At 39.8% G+C, this 21,613-nt stretch carries 11 protein-coding genes and 1 other annotated feature; of the genes, 5 read left to right on the top strand and 6 right to left on the bottom strand.

The genetic code is table 11. The features are described from left to right. Positions 1–591: 591 nt before the first annotated feature. Positions 592–1,305: a YoaK family protein gene (locus D3H64_RS08405; RefSeq protein ID WP_121565800.1), complete on the bottom strand. Its 714-nt coding sequence runs from the start codon at positions 1,303–1,305 to the stop codon at positions 592–594. A gap of 421 nt (positions 1,306–1,726) precedes the next feature. Between D3H64_RS08405 and D3H64_RS08400 the strand changes: the two genes are divergently transcribed. Beyond that, positions 1,727–5,761, top strand: coding sequence for a YPDG domain-containing protein (locus D3H64_RS08400; protein ID WP_121565799.1), 4,035 nt, complete (start codon positions 1,727–1,729; stop codon positions 5,759–5,761). Between the two features lie 719 nt (positions 5,762–6,480). On the opposite strand, the gene D3H64_RS08395 is transcribed toward D3H64_RS08400, so the two are convergent. Together D3H64_RS08395 and D3H64_RS08390 are read right to left on the bottom strand one after the other, a co-directional pair. Beyond that, complete coding sequence (locus tag D3H64_RS08395; protein WP_121565798.1) at positions 6,481–7,689, bottom strand: MFS transporter; 1,209 nt, start codon at positions 7,687–7,689, stop codon at positions 6,481–6,483. 18 nt (positions 7,690–7,707) lie between these two features. After that, the gene (locus D3H64_RS08390; protein WP_121565797.1) at positions 7,708–10,809 is read right to left on the bottom strand and encodes an AMP-binding protein; all 3,102 of its coding nucleotides are present in this window, start codon (positions 10,807–10,809) and stop codon (positions 7,708–7,710) included. Between the two features lie 476 nt (positions 10,810–11,285). Here D3H64_RS08390 and D3H64_RS08385 point away from each other — a divergent pair, with 476 nt between their 5' ends. The 3 genes from D3H64_RS08385 to metF all read left to right on the top strand — a co-directional run bounded on the left by D3H64_RS08385 (position 11,286) and on the right by metF (position 15,682). Then, positions 11,286–12,197: a LysR family transcriptional regulator gene (locus D3H64_RS08385; RefSeq protein ID WP_121565796.1), complete on the top strand. Its 912-nt coding sequence runs from the start codon at positions 11,286–11,288 to the stop codon at positions 12,195–12,197. A 316-nt stretch (positions 12,198–12,513) separates the two neighbouring features. Next, the gene (gene metE, locus D3H64_RS08380) at positions 12,514–14,793 is read left to right on the top strand and encodes a 5-methyltetrahydropteroyltriglutamate--homocysteine S-methyltransferase (RefSeq protein WP_121565795.1); all 2,280 of its coding nucleotides are present in this window, start codon (positions 12,514–12,516) and stop codon (positions 14,791–14,793) included. Continuing rightward, entirely contained in the window at positions 14,771–15,682 is a 912-nt protein-coding gene (gene metF / locus D3H64_RS08375) for a methylenetetrahydrofolate reductase [NAD(P)H] (RefSeq protein WP_121565794.1), read from the top strand. The genes metE and metF overlap by 23 nt, the downstream gene beginning before the upstream one ends. 570 nt (positions 15,683–16,252) lie before the next feature. Here the strand turns inward: metF and argH are convergent. Next, entirely contained in the window at positions 16,253–17,638 is a 1,386-nt protein-coding gene (gene argH / locus D3H64_RS08370; protein WP_121565793.1) for an argininosuccinate lyase, read from the bottom strand. Further along, entirely contained in the window at positions 17,638–18,867 is a 1,230-nt protein-coding gene (locus D3H64_RS08365) for an argininosuccinate synthase (RefSeq protein ID WP_121565792.1), read from the bottom strand. Before D3H64_RS08365 ends, argH begins: the two co-directional genes overlap by 1 nt. 107 nt (positions 18,868–18,974) lie before the next feature. Beyond that, positions 18,975–19,204 (bottom strand) — a binding site (T-box leader). A gap of 458 nt (positions 19,205–19,662) precedes the next feature. On the opposite strand from D3H64_RS08365, the gene D3H64_RS08360 reads away from it, so the two are divergent. Then, the gene (locus D3H64_RS08360; RefSeq protein WP_121565791.1) at positions 19,663–20,763 is read left to right on the top strand and encodes an aminotransferase class I/II-fold pyridoxal phosphate-dependent enzyme; all 1,101 of its coding nucleotides are present in this window, start codon (positions 19,663–19,665) and stop codon (positions 20,761–20,763) included. 206 nt (positions 20,764–20,969) lie between these two features. Here D3H64_RS08360 and D3H64_RS10530 read toward each other — a convergent pair whose 3' ends face one another. Beyond that, positions 20,970–21,098 carry a hypothetical protein gene (locus D3H64_RS10530; RefSeq protein WP_255421010.1) on the bottom strand — a complete coding sequence of 43 codons (129 nt, stop codon included), beginning with the start codon at positions 21,096–21,098 and terminating at the stop codon, positions 20,970–20,972. Positions 21,099–21,613: the final 515 nt, after the last annotated feature.

Raw genomic sequence — 21,613 nt, 5'->3', positions numbered from 1 at the left:
TTAAGCTTTAACTAGCCTGTTCATTCATCCCGCAAAGGATCAACAAATGAGCCTTTGTTCGAATATCGTTATTATTACGATTTAGAAAAAGCTAAAAAATAAATGGCCTAAAGCCGTCTGTTTACTAGTTCTTTCTCGGCCACTCCAAAGCTTTTCCGCCCTATGAGCTGACCCTCATTTCCCTGTTAAGTCCAATGTTGCTTACGTCGCCTCTCCGTTAAGACCATTTCGCTTACGTCTCCGTTCGCAAATCGTACCCGTTCTGTTTTACGTTTTCAACTTTACCAATCTCTCTATCCCCTGTCAAGCCTTTTAAAACAATTTGGCTAAAATTCTTGGTTCTCTACTTAAGCTACGCCATTAAAAGGGAAGAATTTAGATAAGCCTAACGCCAGCAATAACACTCCATCTTTAGCAATAACCTAAATCCCCCCAAAATTTATCCAATGCTCAATGGTGGACAAATTTTGGGGGAATTTAAGCCATAAAGGCACTTTGTCAAAGAATGCAGCAGGTCTATTATTTCAGCATCTAACCAGTAAAATACCCCCAAATCTTAGACCTTAACATCCAAGATTAGGGGGCAGTCATCTACTCAGGCTTTGTATCTTCAGGATGGTGTTCCAGCATATTAGCTTCTTTCCGATAGGACCTCCAAACGACATAAGTTTGCAACAAAGACAATAGTAAAAGAATCATCCCCATCAGTTTCAAGGTATAGTAGGCCAAGTAAGCATAACAATAAACCGATACCCCTACTCCTGACAAGAAGGCTAACACAACCATTAAATAATGGAAGAATTGCGTTCCTTTTTCATCCGTCCGAGTGATCACAAAGTCAAAAAAGCCAATGGACAATCCCTTTAAATTACCTGTCGTAAAAAGATTAGTGTAGGCTCTCCCATTAATCTTATCAAAAGCTATCCATTGCGTGGCTGTAATGAAGGCCAACACCATGGTCACAAGCGTTGCATGACCGATAAAAATACTGCTTCCTAAGATCAGAAAAGTCAAAGCTTCCAAGTAAAGGAGGCCTAAACGCCAAAAGCGAAAGCCTTGTTGCCGACAAGAAAATTTGAGCCACTTCGCCAGCAAAAGCCCCAGAACAAAACAGACCGTCGAAAGGAGCTTTTTCTCCACGGTTGGCCACTCTTTTTCAAAAGATTCAATAATAGCGAGAATAAGGTTACCAGTTTGTGCCGAAGCAAAGGCCTTATACCGCATATAAGTGAAACTATCCACCATGCCCCCGATAAAGGTTAATACCCAGCCGACAGATGGATGCTCATGAAAATTTTGTCGCATATCCCTCAACTCTTTCCTTGCCTTACTTTAGCATATTTACAAGCCTTTGTCTTTCTTTTTCATCCTTTCTTTTCAATTGAACTCATCCTAGTCCAAAAGACGTCATTTCTCTCATCTGTCCCTCTAACTTCCCCTTCCCTTTGCCTTTAAAACTCATCTGACCTTTTCCACTTATACCCCTACTCAATCTATGGTGAAAAAGATCATAAAACGCCTATATATCAGTCAAAATTAGCTATTTTTGTAGATATTTATTGATTGTTATGTTAGAATCTGACTAAAGAGTATGTGGATGTCTATAGCCTGCTTTGCCAATCCTATTCACCGGCACAATCAAGCTAAAGGAATAATCAGTAAAGTCGGTTTTCATAGTTGAATCACGTATGCTTTATTATATATCACCATTATAGGAGGGAACAAAATGAATAAAAGCCATCGTCCCGATAAGGGTGAACGCATTATTCGTTACTCTATTCGGAAGTATAGTTTTGGGGTAGTCAGTGCGGGGATTGCCTCTTTGTTTATGTTTTTCGGTAGCAACAGCCAAATTTTAGCGGATGAACCAGCAGGAGGCGCTGGTGAAGCAAGCGGTGTTGTCGCCAGTGATCCTGCAACAAGTCCAGCTACTACTCCAGCTCCAGCAGGAACTCCAGCTACTACTCCAGCACCTGCAGAAAAGCCAGAACAACCAGCAGACAAGCCAGAACAACCAGCTGCGTCCACTCCAACAGCGCCAATCAATGAAGGAGTCAATGCAACTGACCCGCAACCAACAGCACCTGCAGAAAAGCCGGAACAACCAGCTCCAGTGACTGCTCCAGTTGGGGAAAATCGTGATACAGCTACTACAAAACAATTAGCTGACATTGACTTGCCAGAATATGCTGGCACTTTATCTCATGATTATTTTAATGAAGGTGACAATGCAGTCCAAAAAGATCATGTTATTGATTTTGTTAAAGCATCCTTAAAAGATAAAGGGATATCAGACGATGTTACTTTTGAAGTGGACGACTCTAGCTTTAAAACTGCGGAGGGAAAAACAGCTGGCCCTGCTCGTATTGAAAACACTGGCGACATTACGGTTACCTTAAAGCAAGGCAACACAAGTAAAACCATCAAGGTAAAGGCTGTTTACTTTAGACCTCCTTATATTCAATGGACAAAAGACTTGACAGACAAAGAAACTCCAGCATCTAAACCAGATAATAAAGTGTTCTACAGTAAAGATGACCATGTTCTTTCAGAGCACACTAGTCATAATACAGGAAAGCTAAATGTTAAAGATCCTAACAACTATACATTAACTGAAGATCAAAAATCTAAATTGATTGGCGACTTCAAAAAGGTTAATACAAATTTAGGTTTAGATAACGCCACATTAAAGATGGATGATTTAGGTAACTTAACTGTTACTAAAGATAAATTGTCATATGTTGTGCCACGTGACTACTTCATCAGTGACTTTGGTTATGTTGAAGACATTATTGTCTTTGCCAAGAAAAAAGCAGATGGAACATATGAAGGTGTTCCATTAACTAAAAATATTGAAATCCCTATAAGAAAAGACGTTAAGTATAAAAATGATCTTTGGGGAGCAAATGGTACTGGTATTGGTAGAAGTGGTTTCCCTAGCGATCTAAAATTCAAAAAAGAAGATGGTAAGATTATTCTTTCGGGATCTTATAAAAGTAAAACCGGCAAACTTCCAAATCTAAGTCGTGGTAGATATGAAAGGTTCGGTAAATATGGTCTAGGTATCCATCGTGAAGATGGTAAGGATTATTACCAATCCTTCACCAATATCTTCAGAGTTCGTGTCTTAAGAACAAAATCAGGAACCGTCATCAAAAATGTGGATACCGATACAATTACTGAAGAAGAATTGAAAAAAGTCAGTGGTGTAGACTATGACAAATTAAAGAAATACAATGAACCAGACGATTCACTAAGTACGACTGATGATGATGTCAGAAATGCTATGAAAAAGCGCGTTACCGAAACTTTACAAGAAGTTAATAGTCTTGAAAGGAAAGTCGGTTCTCGTACATTCAAGTCTAAGATCGTTACTGATCAAGGTAATGAATTTGAAGAAGGCGGAGCTACAGCCATTTACTACACCGAAACCATCTCTGACACTTTAGTTAAGAACCCAGCTAAATTATCTGCAGAAGAACTTGCTGTGATCAAGAACAAAGTTAAGAAAGCAAATGAAGGACTTAATCTTGGTGATGATGACATTACCGTCGATGAATATGGCAACATTAAGATAAAAGTAGCTGATCCAAATGCTAAAGATGGTAAGACAGAAGTTACCTTCACTAAAAAAGCGCCTGTTGTAACCGCTAAGTACGATCCACAAACCGTTAAGCCTGGTGATACAAAGGAAGCGGATATTACGCCAAGCAAACCTGGCGATGACAAGTATAAATTCCCAGATAAGACTAAATTTGAATTACCTAAAGATGCCCCAGATGGCATCACAGTTGACGCTACAACTGGTAAAGTAAAATACACGGTTCCTTCTAACTTCAACTTCGGAAATGATGAGAAAAAAGAAATCACTGGTACAGTGCTCGTTACCCTTCCTGGTGAAGACAAGCCAACGCCAGTTCCTTACAAATTCACCGTTGAAAAAGAAAACATTACTGTTACGCCAACAAGAAAGCAAAACGGTGATGTTGAGTACACGGTTAAAGGTGAAGATGGTAAGCCTTATCCAAAAGGAAGCCCTGTCGTCATTACTAAAGCTGATGGCTCCCAATACACTGGAACTGTTATCGATGATAAAGGTACCTTTAAAGTTTCAAATGAAAAATTGCCTGATAGCGAATTGAAAGATCAAGATATCAAGGCACTTAAAGGTAGCGCTGCGTCAAATTCTGCTAAGACGACTGTTCCTGCTAAGCAAGTCATTCCAACTGAATTGATTACAGTTACCCAAGGCACCGATCCGAAGACAATCGATGGCAAGCCTGGTCTGAAAGTGAATGGCTTTGAAAATTATCCTAACGTTGATAAAGTAGAATTCGTATCGGATCCTGACACTAGCAATATCACTGAAGATGGCAAAGAACCTAAAGTGAAAGCCAAAGTGACCTTCAAGGATGGCACGACTTCTGAAGTCGAAATCCCAGTTAAGGTTGTAGCTCAAGATAAAGACACTTACGAACCTAAGTACGAAGACAAGACTGGTAAACCAGGTGAAGACGTCAAAGTTGATAAACCAAGCTTCACTGATAAAGCTGGTAAGCCAGTTGAAAAAGCGCCAGAAGGTACAACTTATGCATTAGGTAAAGGCGCTCCAGAAGGTGTCACAGTTAACAAAGACGGCTCATTAACCGTTAAGGTTCCTGAAGGTGCTAAAGATGGCGATGTGATCGAAGTACCAGTTGAAGTAACTTACCCAGATGGTACAACAGACACAGTTAAGGCTAAGGTAACCGTTGTCGATCAACACCAACAACTTGAACCTAAGTATGAAGACAAGACTGGTAAACCAGGTGAAGACGTCAAAGTTGATAAACCAAGCTTCACTGATAAAGCTGGTAAGCCAGTTGAAAAAGCGCCAGAAGGTACAACTTATGCATTAGGTAAAGGCGCTCCAGAAGGTGTCACAGTTAACAAAGACGGCTCATTAACCGTTAAGGTTCCTGAAGGTGCTAAAGATGGCGATGTGATCGAAGTACCAGTTGAAGTAACTTACCCAGATGGTACAACAGACACCGTTACAGCTAAGGTAAAAGTAGTTGAACAAAACAAACACTACGAACCTGAAACTAAAGACATCGAAAAAGAATTTGGTACACCTACAACAGAAGATGAAGTCATCTCTAACGTTACTGTTCCTGGCTTCCCAACTGAAGGTGAACAACCTAAAGTAACCATTGATGATCCAACTAAGATTCCTGATGGCAATACTCCAGGTGTTTATGAAGTCCCTGTTACTGTTACTTACCCAGATGGCACAACTGATAAGACTACCGTTAAGGTCACTGTCAAAGCCCAACCAGACAATGACAAGTACACGCCAGAAGGTCAAGATATCAACGTCAAGGTTGGAGAAACGCCTGATCCTAAGTTAGGTATCAAAGATCCTGACAAGTTGCCAGAAGGTACTAAGATCGAGTTCAAGACCCCTGTGGATACCACAACTGCTGGTGACAAGCCTGCTAAGCTGATTGTAACTTATCCTGATGGTACGGTTGATGAAGTGGACATCACGGTTCATGTGTCAGCTCCTGAAGTTGACAACAAGAAACCTGAAGCCAAACCAGAAGCCAAACCAGAAGCTAAACCTGAAGCTAAGCCTGAAGAAGCTAAACCAAGCGAAGAGCAAGCTAAAGAAACATTGCCTCAAACTGGTGAAGCTAAAGAAACCAGCTTACTTGCTCTACTCGTAGCTGCAAGTGGTGCTGCTTTAGCACTAGGCAAACGTAAAGAAGACGAAGAATAAGCAAAACGCTTATCCTACTTGTAAAAAGCAATTGAACAAGTAAATCTTCACTGAAGGGTGAACGTCTAATAGGCGTTCACCTTTTTTGTCTTGAAAAAAGGCGATTGATCATCCCTTCGTCCAGACCATCTACAAATAGCGGTCAGGCTTCCACTCACGCTAGCCCCAATCTATATAAAGTCTCTATCTATCTTTCGCACGGTAGCTACCGAGTGACAGTAGCCCTTTTATTCAGATAAAAGCAACTGCGGTCACTTATACAAATCCCCCCGCCTACAAACTCTCTCACCGTCAAGGACTAGCCTCCCTCATACTTTTCTACAGGATTCGATAAATACCCTTCCTCAAGCAAAAGTTTTCCCTTTATGACAGCGTTTACTATAAGAGCTATTGAAAAAGCTCAAGGCAATTGGTAGCTTAGCTTACCAAGTCCTTGAGCTTTAATTTTTTAATGGGTCTTAAAATCTCTTGAAATTTATCTAGATCATGTCACTCTCTATCGAAAAGCCCTACACTAAATCTCCTGAAATTTAGCTGGATCACGACCCTATCTATCGAAAAAACCTACACTAAACCCTCTGAAATTCATCTGGATCATTATCTCTCTACAAAATCCGTACCTATTCCCATCCCTTCTAGCCGTTTTTATTTCACTTCTTATCTCTTAAATAGGCCTTACAATTTATTTCACTTCTTATCGCTTAAATAGACCTTCGAATTTATTTCACTTCATACCGCTTAAATAAGCCTTCAAAAACTAGCGCTAATAGGCAGACAGCTGTTCCGATCCAGCAGAAATTATAGGTGTTTCTCGGATTTAATATGGCAGAGAAAAAGCCTGTACCTATTGGCATAAAGAGGATGGCCACCGTAAAAATAATCCCGAAGACGCGTCCTAAAAATTGGTTGTCGACATCTCTTTGCACAATAGAGAAAAATTGGATGTTAAAAATAGCCAAGAATAAGCTGAACAAGGCTGGCGATACCGCTAAAAGCAACGTATGGTGGAAGAAGAAATACAGTGGTGCGGACAAGACTAACATCAAGCCGGATAAAGCTAAAAAGCGCATCAAGCTTTTGCTGGATAGTTCTTTGTTCACAAAGCTCGACAGCATAGCGCCGATAAAGCCACCGATAGCCTCAGCCGTTAAAAAGCTTCCATATAGTTTATCAGAAAGGCCGGTGAAAACTTGACTGCTATAAGGAAGTAACAAATTATAGGCTGCTAGGAAAAAGTTGACCAAGGCAGAGAGGAGAATAATGAGAAAAACAGTTTTATGTTGGTAGACATATCGAAAGCCTATTTTTAGGTCATCAAAAATGGCAACAAGGCTCATCTTTTCTTTTCTGCTGACTTCCTCGTTAATCGGAACAATGAAGAAGAGCATGAGTGCAGCTAGTAAAAAGGATAGGCCATCTAATAGCAGTACCCCATTTATCCCTATTTTCTTATAGAAAAAGAGGGCGATCATTGGAATGGAGACTTTCACCATGGTACTGGTCGTTTCTAACAAAGAATTCAGGCGTGTGATGCTGTCTTGGCTAACAATTTCTTTGGTAAAAGCCTTATAGGAAGGTCCTGAAAAAGCATTCATAAAAGCTAAGAACACATTCGTCAGGATAATGGCATAGACTAACCACTTTTCAATAGATATCAAGGAAATCAGTAGGCAGGCTAGTCCACAGAAAACATTGCTTGCCACAAGTATTTTCTTCCTTCTAAAATTATCCGCGAAAACTCCTCCAAATAAATTAAAAAGGATCCCGATCAAACTTTCCAAGGATTGGTAAATAGCTACCAAGGATAAAGACCGTGGATTGATCCCCACAAAAAAAGTATTATTAGCGACATCAAACATGATATCTCCCACACGAGAAATCATCCTACTCGTGACTATCCATTGTATATTTCTCTTTTCTTTCTCCATAAAGCCTCCTTCATCCTTTTACTCTCCACTAATCTGTTTAGATAGTATGAGTTTGAGCTGATTATCCACAATATAGGCGCTAATATTCATTTTCCGCCCATTTAATTTATTGATTTCATTCCTTGTTTCAGAACTTTTCTCTTGCACTTGCTTAAATTCTTGACGAGATAAGACCCCTAAAAAGTCAACAGAGATATACACGCTTTCATCAAAGCACTCCACGATGGCTTTTTCATCCGCATTCATTCTAGGAAAATGCTTATAGCCAATTGCTTTAGGGTTAAACATCTTTTCCTTATAATAGTGGATTAAGTGATCCAGTTCTTCTTCTATATTTCCCTCACGGTTCAATTTAAAGCTTAGGCCTAGGTGCAAATCCCCTATTGTGGACGTAAAATCCAGCTGATCCTTAAATCGACGGATATTATAAATGAGATTGACCTTGACATGGTCTAACTGATAAAGCTTAAGGAAGTGTTGGCGCAGATATAAAAGTATTTCCGTGTAGACCTGCTTTGTGTCAGCTCGTAAGTAATTCAAGCTCACCACAGTCGTTTTGTCTTCTAAATGAGTCAAAATTTCGGCGACTTGCTTATCGTCTTGCCCGCTAAATTTACCCAAGTCTTTCTTCACATCTGCCAGTTTATTTTGTGCATACACTTCTTTGATATAGGAAGAATAGTTCGTCGTTCTTGGGATTAGCCCCAATATATACCTCTCTAAGACATCTAGGGAAGCTAGATCCGCTATGCTATGATCGATAGCGTAATGAAGTACAGCTTCCTGTTCGCTTTCTAAAAAAGCAAATTTATACAAGAGTCCTCTATTGTCTTTACTTTCTTTCACTAACTGACTGAGCTGTTCAGACAAGTCTATTCTCGCATCATCTACTTCTACTTTGGAGATATTGATCGGGGTATCAAGGACTTCAAAATGGTCTAAATCCTTGGACAAAACTGACCTGAAGGCCTCAATTTTAGACAATTTATGGATAATTTCTTCATAAGTCATCTGATTCTTTTCGAGATAAATTCTGCCTATTAACTGGCTATCAAAGTTCAGTGTATGATATATTCTAGCATAAAAAAAGCTAGGATAAGTATACTCAATTTTTCTCATTAAAGGAATATTCTTTAGCCTTACTTTATGGCTTAAGCCACTATCAAAGCCCCTATCCCTTATTTCTTCTAAGTCTTCCATAAAGCCGACTATTTTACGCACTGAAGAATTCACATAGACGTTTAAATGGTCTAAATTAAGCCCTAGCCTTTCTTCTAGTTCTAATACGAGTTCGATAGAATTCAAGGAGTTTAACCCCATGTCTAACAAATTGTCATCCAGCGTGACTTTTTGCTGCATGATCGTCTCTACTACAGCTAAAACTGTCTCTTCTAGCTTGTTTACTTTCGTTTGACTTTTTTCCCTTACGAAAACTTTCTCCAAGAGGGCTTTCTTATCTATTTTCCCACTACTTGTCAAAGGGAATTCTGCCACATGCGTCAACTTAGTAGGGACTTTATAGGAAACCATCTCTTTTTCCAATTTTTCTCGCAAATGAGCTATCTTTTCCCCTGTATAAAAAAGCATCAGCATATTGTTTTCAAAGATCACTTCTATATCTCTAGAAGGATCATTTATAATGCTAGCAATAGTCGAGCGAACTTCTCCTAATTCTAACCTAATACCAAACAATTGGATTTGATGATCTCGCCTAGCTTTATAGATAAAGACATCATTATTTTTTCCAACCACATCTCCTGTATGATAGAACAATTCCCCATCTATAGCTGTAAATTTTTCTCTTGTCTGACTTAAATCCTTATAGTAGCCATCAGTAACACCAAGCCCTCCGATCAACAATTCGTCATTCACTATTTTCAACTGAACTCCAGGTAAAGCTTTCCCAATTGGGACTTTCTTATTCAAATGTTCAGCCTCAGTCATGTCTTTTGTATTAAAGTAGCTGGCATAAACGCTTGTTTCAGTTGGTCCATAGACATTAATCACCTGAACTTTATTCAGCTTTTCATGGACCAAGCGCAATAATTCATACTTAAATTCTTCACCTGCAATCATCAAATATTTCAATCTATCAATTTGATCTAATCCTTTTTGATGGTTATATTTCAGTAAAAGACCTAATACAGTTGGCGATAAGGCAACATGTGTGATAGAAAAGCGCTGGATCAAGCCAGGTAATTCTTTGTAGAAATTCTTGTTCTTGACCGAGTAAACATAGACACTCCCAGCATGATATAGAAAGCCAAACAGTTCTGTGATGGAAACATCAAACGTATTTCGAGTTGAAAATAAATAGCAGTCTCCCTCCTCTACAGGAGCAAAAGACTGACAGGCCTTCATGATATAATTTAAATTTTTTCTCGTGGCACAAACTCCTTTAGGTTTACCCGTTGTCCCAGATGTATGAATAATATAGGCTAATTTATTTTCACGATAGTCTATCAATTCGTCTTCATCCGCAAATACCTTGCGCACATCCAAGTCCGACTCTCTGTCACTCAGATAAATACTATGTGGGAATTTCTCCCTAATTACTTCTATTTCTTTTTCTGGGGCTGTATGGTCTACTGGGACATAAACTTTACCGGCTTTTAAAATACCATAGACGATGGGTATCATCTCATAGCGATGAGGGTAATTGACCACTACATAATCTGACTTAAATTTTAACAATGCGCTAGCTAGCTTATCAGATAGTTTATCTAACTCGTCATAAGTCAGGTCCTTGTCGTCTGAAAAAACAGCTATTTTCTGAGGATGTTGAATCACATTAGTTTTTAATTGTTTGATAAACTCACTAGACGATATATGTTGATAAAAACGATGGTATATCTCTCTAATAATTTCAGGAGAATAGCCCCAGTAACGCTTATATTCTGAACTGATGTGAAAGATCTTTTTAAAATCCGAGAATGATTCTCCTCCACATTGTCGGAATCTTTCCAGAACTTTTTCCCAAGCTTTCTCGCTGTACTTTTCATACAGGCCGTCATCTTCAACTATTTTCACTTTAGTGGTCAAGATATTGACGATTAATCGGTCAACGACATCCTTATAGTCTTTATTATCCACATTCAAAAAATCCTCCTTAGCTCCCATCATTATCCCTCCTTTTCATTCTACATTTAATGTCAAAATTTCTCACTAGATGACTTTCTGCTATGATTTTTATTAGTCTAACATAATATTTCTTTTCCCTAACATATCTTTATAGAATACTTATAGAGCTTTCATAAAAAAAAAGAATGGGCTCCTCTAGAATACTGCTGACCTTTACAATAAAGAAAGAGAGGATACCCTCTTACCACAATCGAGCGAAAAAGTTCCATGATAATAAGCTCGCCCCTTTTGACGGCCACTATCTTTTGCAAGGTCAACAGATCACGGATAAATAAGCCTCCTCCTTTTGACGAGACTTATTTTTTTGATGCTTTGTAATGAAAGCGAATAACTTATGTTATGAAATGCCTTTCTTTTTTTATTTATTTAATCTATACCTAAAAAACACTGAAATATATCGACAAGTTCTTTACTATCTCTTATAATCAAAGTCAAAAGTCGAAAGAGGTGGCTTCATGAAATTACAACAACTCAAATATATTATTGCCATCGCCGAATGTGGTTCGATCACGGCAGCCGCCAAAAAATTATTGGTTTCTCAACCTTCTCTGTCCAAATGTGTTTCAGAAATGGAAGAAGAAATGGGCATCACCATCTTCAATCGTAATAATCGTGGGGTGTATTTATCCGAGCAAGGTTCTAAATTTTTAGCTTATTCTAGGCAAGTCGTCGAGCAGGCCGACCTACTCGAGAGCGAATTTAAACACAAAGAAAAAAGCAAGCGTGTCTTTGCTATTTCAGCACAGCACTACGCCTTCGTTGTCAATGCTTTTGTCGATTTAGTCAAAGAATATGGCCGAGAGAAATACGAATTTTCCTTACGTGAAACGCTAACTTACAGTATTATCGAAGATGTTAAAAATTATCGGTCTGAATTAGGTGTTCTCTTCTTAAGTAATTTTAACCGTCAAGTGATTCTACGTATCTTGGAAAGTGAAGGCCTAAGCTTCAGCTCTCTGTTCGTGGCTAAACCTCACGTTTTCGTGAGCCGTGATAATCCGCTCGCTAAGCAAAAGTCTGTCACTTTAGACGATTTAAAAGCTTACCCACGCCTCACTTATGAGCAAGGAATTAACAACTCTTTCTACTTCTCGGAAGAATTGCATTCCACTGAAACTTCTCTAAAGAATATCATCGTCACTGATCGGGCTACCATCTTTAATCTCATGATCGGTTTAAACGGCTATACCATTTCCTCTGGGATTTTAAACGAAAACTTGAACGGGTCTAATATCGTTGCCATCCCCCTTATTTCCTCTGAAGAAATGGAAATCGGCTATATTTCCCCCCAAGATCGCCCTCTCAACGACATCAGCAAGAGCTACATCAAGCACCTTCAATACAACATTACCCACCCTGTGCCCTAAAAGCAGAGATCGCTTTTTGTCACTAAACAGGTCTATTGAACAGGTCTACTATAGGGCAAGAGAGTCTCTCACCCAATTTTCTCCATAGGGTCGAACCTTCTTCGCTATAAATCTAGATCGTACAGCTCCTTAAAAGTCAGCTTTATCCTCAAAGCTTAGTGTAAAAGCATCGTCCGTTCTCTGCTATAACTAAAAGGAATACCAAACCATAAAAAATAAATATTAACACTAATAAGCTCCACTTGTTATACTATGAGTCAACAAGTGGAGTTATTTGTTTATCTAAAAAAAGAACATAGATTAGGAGTGTTAAGTTATGAAAACAAGTATTATTGGTTACCCTCGAGTGGGTGGATTACGTGAATTGAAATTTGCGACTGAAAAATATTTCAAGGGTAAGATCACTCAAGAAGAATTAAAAGCTACCGCAAAATCTTTGCGAGAAGCGAATTGGCAAGTCCAAAAAGCAAGTGGTTTGGATTTAATTCCTTCTAACGATTTCTCTTTCTACGATATTTTGCTAGACACCGCTAACCTCTTCAACATCATTCCTCAACGCTACACTGACTTAGGTTTGTCAGAACTTGATACCTACTTTGCTCAAGCTCGTGGTTATCAAGGCGAAAAAGGGGACGTTAAGGCTCTTGCCATGAAAAAATGGTTCAACACCAACTACCACTACATGGTTCCAGAAATCGAAGCAAACACCAAGATCCAATTACAAGGGACAAAGCCTTTCGATGAATACCATGAAGCTAAAGCATTAGGTATTGAAACGAAACCTGTTATCGTCGGTCCCTTCACTCTCTTGAAATTAGCTAAAAACCACAGCGACAGAAGCCTAAAAGATTTAGCCGAAGACTTGAAAGTGGCTTACTCAGCTTATCTTGACAAATTTGCTCAAGAAAATGTCAGCTGGTTGCAATTCGATGAACCTTACCTCGTTCATGACGTGGATTCTGATGACATAGCCTTGTTAAAAGACTTGTACAATGAAATCTTGCGTCATAAAGGCCAAAGCAAGGTCTTGTTACAAACATACTTTGGCGACATCCGTGACTGCTATGCTGATGTTTTAGACTTGGCTATTGATGGGATCGGTTTAGATTTCCTAGAAGGGGTACAAAGCTTATCCCTCGTTGATAGCCACAGTTTCCCAGAAGACAAGATCCTTTTCGCTGGTTTGATCAACGGGAAGAATATCTGGAAAAACAACTACCAAAAAACTTTAGCTGTTTTAGACCACTTGAAGGAAAAAGGTATTACTAGCTACCTATCCACTTCTTGCTCGCTCTTGCACGTGCCTTACAGCTTAAAACATGAAAACAAATTACCTGAACATTACAAGGCTCACTTTGCTTTTGCTGAAGAAAAGTTAACTGAATTGAAAGAATTGAGCCTTTTAGCTGACAAGGACTACACAAACGAAGCGACTTACCAAGCTAACCAAGCCTTGTTTACAAACCGTCCAGACGCTCACGATGAAAAAGTCGAACAACGTGTGGCTGCTATCGACGACAGTTACTACACTCGTTTGCCTGAGTTCTCCGTTCGGGAAAAAGTGCAAAAAGAAGCTTTCCACTTGCCTCTATTCCCAACAACTACAATCGGTTCTTTCCCTCAAACACGAGATGTCAAAGTTAACCGTAAGGCTTTCCGTAAAAACGAAATCACTGAGGAAGAATACAAAGCTTTCAACCGTCAAAAGATTAAAGATTGTATCGCTCTTCAAGAAGAAATTGGCCTTGACGTTTTAGTTCATGGGGAATTCGAACGTAATGACATGGTGGAATACTTCGGTGAACACTTGAATGGCTACCTCTTCACTGAAAAAGCTTGGGTTCAATCTTACGGTACCCGTTGCGTGAAACCGCCAATCATCTGGGGGGACATTTCTAGAAGCCAATCCATCACCGTTGAATGGTCTGAATACGCACAAAGTTTAACCAAGAAACCTGTTAAAGGGATGTTAACTGGTCCTGTGACTATCTTAAACTGGTCCTTCCCTCGTGAAGATATCTCTGTGAAGGAATCTACTTTGCAAATTGCCTTAGCTATTCGGGATGAAGTATTAGACCTTGAAGCTCATGGGGTGAAAATCATCCAAGTGGACGAAGCCGCTCTCCGTGAAAAATTACCTCTTCGAAAGAGCGACTGGTACAAAGAATACCTTGACTGGGCTATTCCTGCCTTCCGTATCGTTCATTCTGGTTGCCAAGAAGACACCCAAATTCACACCCATATGTGCTATAGCGAATTCACTGACATCATCCCTGCTATTGACAACATGGATGCTGACGTGATCACTTTTGAAGCTTCTCGTTCTGACCTTCAAATTCTTGATTCCTTACAAGCTAACCACTTCCAAACTCAAGTAGGTCCTGGGGTTTATGATATCCACTCTCCACGTGTTCCTTCTCAAGAAGAAATCGAAGACCAAGTGCGAAAGATCCTCAAAAAAGTTAAAGCTGAAAAGCTATGGATCAATCCAGACTGTGGACTCAAAACTCGGGGTGAAAAAGAAACAACTGCCAGCCTGATCAACTTGGTCAAGGCAGCTGAGGTGATCCGCCATGAGTATACAAGATCTATTTAAAGAAAAAACCGTCTTATCGTATGAAGTTTTCCCGCCTAAAAAGCAGGCGAAAAACCCAAGTTCTATTTATAAGACTTTAGACGTGTTGAAAGACCTTAACCCCGATGCCATTTCCGTTACCTACGGGGCATTGGGGGCTAAGAACAACACCGAAACCTTTAAAATCGCCAAAACAATTAAGGATTATGGGGTGGAAAGTATCGTCCATCTCCCAGGGATAGAACTAACTAAGGCTGATGTTTTAGAAAAATTAGACCAATTAAAGGCCTTAAATCTCCATAACATCTTAGCCTTACGAGGAGATTTGCCAGAAGGTGATTTCACACCTGGTGATTTCCGCTATGCTTCTGACCTTATCTCCTTTATTAAGGAAAATGGGGACTTCAATATCACAGCAGCCTGCTATCCTGAAGGTCATGTGGATTCTCCTAACATCGTTGAAGATATCAAGAATTTACGGATCAAGGTAGAATCCGGGGTGGATCATCTCATCACCCAGCTTTTCTTAAACAACGACCATTTCTATCGTTTTAGAGAGCGTTGTGCCTTAGCTGGAATCAACGTGCCAATAGAAGCAGGGATCATGCCTGTGACAAACAAACGGCAAATCGAGAAAATGACCAGTCTTTGTGGGGTAGAATTGCCTGAGAAATTTATCAAGGTCATGAACCGTTACGAAGACGATCCTATCGCTATGCGAGATGCAGGGATTGCTTACGCTATTGATCAAATTGTCGACCTCGTGACGCAAGGGGTAGATGGGATTCATCTTTACACCATGAACAACCCTTATATTGCTAAACGGATCTTCGAAGCTACCCATAATCTCATCGATCATCGGGCTAAAGTCATCGCCAACAAGAACTTGCCAAAAGTGGCACAAATATAAGCCTTTACAGCAAGTGAATCTTGTAGGCACAGAGAAGCCTATCCCAAAGTCCCTGTTTCTTCAATCGTCAAGCACAAATAGATTATTGACGAATAGATAGCAAAAGGAACAGATCTCTTGACAAAGGATAGGCATTCTCATATCGAAGAATTCTCTATCGATAGCCCAAATGTGGTAGATTTGCTCCTCGCTTGATCCAGATCGATCAGCAAATCACCCTCCTTAACTTAGTGAGCTAACTCTATGTGCGGAAACTGTATTGGCTCAGCTGGACTAGAGCTTAAAAACATCCATCTAGTTTTGACTGTTAGCACTCCATACATTAACTCCATGTGACTACTACACACTTTCCATTTATCGTCCCAATACAGATACTCCCCATTTCTTTCCGCACAGCTCAAACTTAAAACCCCAGACTTATTCGTCTGGGGTTTTACTTTTAGGATGAAATCTTCTCTTTAAGGGATTTTCCCAGTCGTGAAGTCCGGCTCTATACTTTTTTGTTGTCAGCAAAAGAGACAGACATTTGGCTGTAGATGTCATATAAAGCACAAAAATGACCGATCCCTCTTAACATTCTCCCTTAATTTCTAGCCTATCTTTCAGCACTTGAATTTGGCGTTTGACTTCTTTTGGACTTGGCCCTCCCATAACCGTTCGTTTAGCGAGACAGTTTCCTAGATCAATCGCTTGATAAAGATCCTCTTCAAATAAGGGGCTGACCTTTTGGTAGTCGTCTATCGACAAACGATCCAAAGTCAGATCTTTCTTGATACACTCTCCCACAACTTTTGCTGCGAGATGGTGGGCATCGCGAAAACTTACGCCTTTTTCCACTAGATAATCGGCTAGATCTGTCGCATTGAGATAACCTTCTTGCGCTGCTTTCAACAAGCGGTCTTCATTGACCTTCATTGTCGTCAACATCCCCGCACTGATCTTCAGACTTTGTTTTATCGTATCAATGGAGCGAAAAAGGCTTGCCTTATCTTCCTGTAAATCCTTCGCATAAGATAAGGGTAGACCTTTTAAGAGAACATAAGCTTGACTCATATTTCCAATCAAGCCTGCTGCCTTCCCTTTAATCAATTCCGCCATATCTGGATTCTTCTTCTGTGGCATAATAGAAGATCCTGTAGAGTAAGCATCATCAAGGCTAATAAAATGGAAAGGTTGGCTAGACCAGATAATTAATTCTTCACACAGTCTAGACAAGTGTACCCCTATAAGCGCCAAAACACTTTGCAATTCCAAGACATAATCCCGATCACTCACCGCATCCATAGAATTATCCATCACCCCATCAAATCCTAAAAGATCAGCCGTATACAAACGATCAATCGGATAAGTCGTCCCTGCTAAAGCACAAGCTCCTAGTGGGGACTGATTCATTCTTTTTTTAGCATCCTTTAACCGGTCAAGGTCTCGAAGCCCCATGAAAGCGTAAGCCATCATATGATGTGCTAAGGTAACGGGTTGGGCAGCTTGTAAGTGCGTGTATCCTGGCATTAAGCTTTCCACATGTCCCTCAGCTACTTTTATTAAGCTCTTGATATATTCCTTCAATAAGGCAATTATTTCTATAACTTCTTCTCTTAAGTAGAGCCTGAGATCTGTTGTCACTTGGTCATTCCGACTTCTTGCCGTATGCATCTTTTTAGCTAAGGGGCCGATCTTTTGCATCAGCAGATTTTCAATCAGACTATGAATATCTTCTTCATTAGCCCCTCCCTTCAAGTCCCCCTTTTCGAGCTCTTGAACTAAGCTTTCTAAACCCTCTACAATCTTTTTCGCCTCATCATCTTCTAGAATATGGCATTTCCCCAACATCTTGACATGGGCAATTGAGCCTTCTATATCCTGTTTCGCCATGCGTTGATCCACTGCCAAAGACCGATTAAAGTCTTCAGCAGCTTGATCTAATTCACCTGATAGCATACCAGTCCATAACTTCATTAGCCCACCTTCCTTACTTGTGCATAAATTTTTGTTGCTAAACCATAGAGATTGATAAAGCCTGTTGCATCTCCTTGATCATAAACCTCGTCCGCCTCAAAACTAGCATAATCTTCTTGATATAAGGACTGGTCAGCCTCTATTCCATACGGTAGGATACTTCCCTTGTAGAGCTTCAAAGTAACAGTCCCCGTTACATTTTCTTGACTAATCGCTATAAAGGCATCGAGCGCCTTTTTCATTGGGGTTAAGAGCTTGCCATTGTAAGCCAAGTCCGCATAATCATGGGCAAGCTTTTGTTTATACTTGAGGAGATCTGGGTGAATAGTCATAGATTCCAGCTTCTCATGGGCAAAATGCAAAAGACTAGCGGCCGGATTTTCATAAAGCCCTCTAGATTTCATCCCAGCAAGACGAGATTCAACGATATCATCAATCCCTATCCCATTACGTCCTCCGATTGTATTCAAGCACTGCACCAAAGTCACCGGATCCATAGTTTTTCCATCCACAGCTACCGGCAAACCCTGTTCAAAAGTCAACTTGACATATTCTGCCTCATCTTCGCAAAGTTCTGGAGGTGTCACCCACTTGAGAACTTTTTCTAATTGGGCTGGCTGGGAGGCTTTTTCTAAGTCTAAACCTTCATGTGAAATGTGCCAGAGATTTTCATCTTCAGAATAACTCGCCTCATTGCTATCTGTCACATGGATCCCATGAGCTTTCGCATAGGCTATTTCTTCACTTCTGCCCTTTAATTCCCAAAAACGCCATGGGGCAATCACTTTGATTTCAGGCGCTAAAGCCATGATCGATAATTCAAAGCGAATCTGGTCATTCCCTTTACCTGTACAGCCATGCACAATCACTTGACAATCCTCTTTTTTAGCTACTTCCACCAAAGCCTTAGCAATAGCTGGTCTTGCCAAAGCCGTCCCCAACAAATAGGCATTTTCATATTTAGCCCCAGCTTGTAAGGCAGGAAAGGCAAAATCTTTGAGAAAAGCTTCCTTCAAATCCACGTTATAGAACTTACTTGCCCCTGACGCAAGAGCCTTAGCTTCTAAAGCTTGTGGATCCTCTATCTGACCTAAATCACCAGAAACACAGATGACTTCCTGTACCCCTTTTTCCTTCAACCAAGCCACCATAACAGAAGTATCCAATCCTCCAGAATAGGCCAAAACCACTTTATCTGCATGCTTTAAACAATCGAATTCCTTATTCATTTTTATTCCCCCTAAGCTCTTTTCAAATCTCACAAATGTATTATGCTGTGATCGCTAAGAAAGGATGTGTGTGCTAGCCTGTATCAAAAAAAGAGCCTCCGCCCACTAAAAGGGACGAAAGCTCGTGATACCACCCATCTTTATCTATTCCTCACAAAATAGACCTCTTCGAGTACAAACATACTCTAACTCTATAACGGGAGTGCCCGTATCGATCTCTAAAAAGTCGACCGATCTGTTCCGAGGTACGTTTCAATTGATCCTCACTTGTCTTCTTCCACCTCACAAGACTCGCTGTTAGCTCAAATCAATCTACTCTTCTCTTCATTACATTCTACTGAAATTCGATAGAGCTATACTAATCTACTTTTAATTGTTTGTCAAGCTTATCCGCAAAAAACTTTTCTTCCTAAAATTTCAAAAGAGAGGAGCCAGTCCCAAAGTCTAGAAACTGCTTAAAATTTTATCGTTAAATCTTTGCTGTTAAAAGTCAAAATATCTCATTTATATGATTGACATTTTTATATTTGATGTTACCATATGACTATCAGAAAAAAGTTGAGTGAAACGGTAAATAGGATAACTAGCGCCAGCATTTTATGTCTAGCTAATCTAGTTATTTTTTATCTACTAGAAGACAGAGCTTCTTATAAGAAAGATATATGCTTACTACTTGTTCCTTTTTTGAAGAATTAAAAAGCTCCTCCCCTCAATCAGCTGACACTAGTCCTATTCTCATCACCACTTCTCTTGCCATCGCTCGCTTAACATCCCACTAATAGATAGGAGAATTTTATGGATAAATTACATTTAAGAACTCATCTCGCTCAATTAGGTAATAGGAAAGATCCTGTAACAGGCTCCATCTCAGCCCCAATATATTTATCAACTACTTATGCACATCCTAGTATGGGACAATCAACCGGATACGATTACACTCGGACGAAAAACCCCACTCGAGCCACTTTGGAAGAAGGGTTAGCCTTACTTGAAAATGGTAGCCACGCCATCGCTACCAGTTCAGGAATGAGTGCCATCCAATTAGTCTTTCAATTGTTCGAACCCGGAAGTCAATTCTTAGTCTCACGAGATTTATACGGTGGAAGCTACCGCTACTTTCAATGGTTAGAAGATAAGGTTCAAGCAAAGTTTTATTATTTCGATAGTATGGACGACTTTGAACGTTTAATTAACGATGATATCACAGCAGCCTTTGTCGAATCTCCTACCAATCCACTGATGAAGGTTTTTAACCTCAAGGATTTGGCTAAACTCACTCATCAGCACCAGGTCTGTTTGATCGTGGATAATACACTCTTTACCCCATTAAGGCAAAAACCATTAGACTTAGGCGCACAAATTGTTGTCCATTCTGGCACCAAATTTTTAACAGGTCACAACGACATCTTAGCCGGTGTCATCGTGACTAACGTTCCTGAATATGGTGAAAAATTAACTTGGTTAGCCAATACTACCGGCCCGACTTTATCTCCTTTTGATTCTTGGTTATTTATCCGTAGCTTAAAAACCCTCCCTTTAAGATTTGATCAACAAGAAAAAACGGCTCAAACACTAGTTGACAACTTGAAAGAATGGCCAGATATTAAAGAAGTCTTGTATGCTGGACAAGGAGCCATGCTAAGCCTTCGCTTGAAAGATGAAAGTTTGGTCGCTAAATTCATCAACCATTTAAAACTCTTTACTTATGCCGAAAGTCTAGGTGGCGTGGAAAGCCTCATCACCTATCCTACTACCCAAACCCATGCCGATATCCCTAAAGAAGTAAGAGAGTCTTACGGTTTAACGCCAGATTTAGTTCGACTTTCTGTTGGTTTAGAGGATGCCGAGGACTTATTGAAAGATCTCGCTCAGGCACTAAAACTATGTCAGCAATAAACTTATCCATCGTCAATTTGGCTTAACATTAACTTGGTTTAGCTTCAACTTAGCTTAACGGCAACTTGGTTTAAGATTAATTTGGCTTAACAACAACTTACCTTAACGTCAGCTTGGCTTGTCGTCAATTTGACTTATCGCTAGCTTGGCTTAACTGCCAAGAAGGAGCACTAGAAGCGTGGATACATCTCCGCTTCTAGTGCTTTTTATGCATATTCTACACCTGCTTTATCTAACACATAACAAAGTTTTTCCCTAGCTGAATGTGAGGCGCTAGTTCTGTGTGCCTTGTACATCATCTCTTCCCCGTTAAACAAACCCCATAACTCACGCATAACCACTTCTTTCTGAATTCATTCGCTTGCCTCCTTTCAAATGGTCTGAATTTATTTCGGACTTTTTCGGACTAAATCTGACCACGCACAAATCTGCATAAAAATAGCACCCCTCTATTGAGTGAGTGCTAAATGATTTCTTAGGTTAAACAATTACGTAGCTAAGTACGCCTCTGTCCTAGGGAGGGTTCAGAAAGAAGAGAGAGGATTTCTGTCCCCTCCCTAGGAGAAAAGACGCTTCTTGAAATTTACCGACAATGAGTTGACACATACAACATATGATTTTTTGTTGACAATTATAAAACATTAACATACAATTAACAACAAGCAACTACATATAGTATTTAGGATAACCCCCCCAATTGGCAAAAATTAAATATCATTCGTAAATGATTGAAGTGACTTTTTTTAAATTAATTCTCCGTAAATTTCAAGTACAAGTTAGCCACCCACTAAATTTTTCACAAAGGGAGAGCTGTGGCTTTGAAGCAGAATAATCCTACTAGATCATATTG

It is taken from the genome of Atopobacter sp. AH10, assembly GCF_003664595.1.
Classification (GTDB): Bacteria; Bacillota; Bacilli; order Lactobacillales; family Aerococcaceae; genus Atopobacter.
The sequence above is the reverse complement of the archived record's forward strand: the minus strand, read 5'-3'. Positions and strand labels throughout refer to the sequence as shown.

What these genes read in the sequence shown, in the direction of transcription:
- D3H64_RS08405 (WP_121565800.1), bottom strand. Translation starts at nt 1,305, where the DNA reads ATGCGACAAAATTTTCATGAGCATCCATCTGTCGGCTGGGTATTAACC.
- D3H64_RS08400 (WP_121565799.1), top strand. Translation starts at nt 1,727, where the DNA reads ATGAATAAAAGCCATCGTCCCGATAAGGGTGAACGCATTATTCGTTAC.
- D3H64_RS08395 (WP_121565798.1), bottom strand. Translation starts at nt 7,689, where the DNA reads ATGGAGAAAGAAAAGAGAAATATACAATGGATAGTCACGAGTAGGATG.
- D3H64_RS08390 (WP_121565797.1), bottom strand. Translation starts at nt 10,809, where the DNA reads ATGGGAGCTAAGGAGGATTTTTTGAATGTGGATAATAAAGACTATAAG.
- D3H64_RS08385 (WP_121565796.1), top strand. Translation starts at nt 11,286, where the DNA reads ATGAAATTACAACAACTCAAATATATTATTGCCATCGCCGAATGTGGT.
- metE (WP_121565795.1), top strand. Translation starts at nt 12,514, where the DNA reads ATGAAAACAAGTATTATTGGTTACCCTCGAGTGGGTGGATTACGTGAA.
- metF (WP_121565794.1), top strand. Translation starts at nt 14,771, where the DNA reads ATGAGTATACAAGATCTATTTAAAGAAAAAACCGTCTTATCGTATGAA.
- argH (WP_121565793.1), bottom strand. Translation starts at nt 17,638, where the DNA reads ATGAAGTTATGGACTGGTATGCTATCAGGTGAATTAGATCAAGCTGCT.
- D3H64_RS08365 (WP_121565792.1), bottom strand. Translation starts at nt 18,867, where the DNA reads ATGAATAAGGAATTCGATTGTTTAAAGCATGCAGATAAAGTGGTTTTG.
- D3H64_RS08360 (WP_121565791.1), top strand. Translation starts at nt 19,663, where the DNA reads ATGGATAAATTACATTTAAGAACTCATCTCGCTCAATTAGGTAATAGG.
- D3H64_RS10530 (WP_255421010.1), bottom strand. Translation starts at nt 21,098, where the DNA reads ATGCGTGAGTTATGGGGTTTGTTTAACGGGGAAGAGATGATGTACAAG.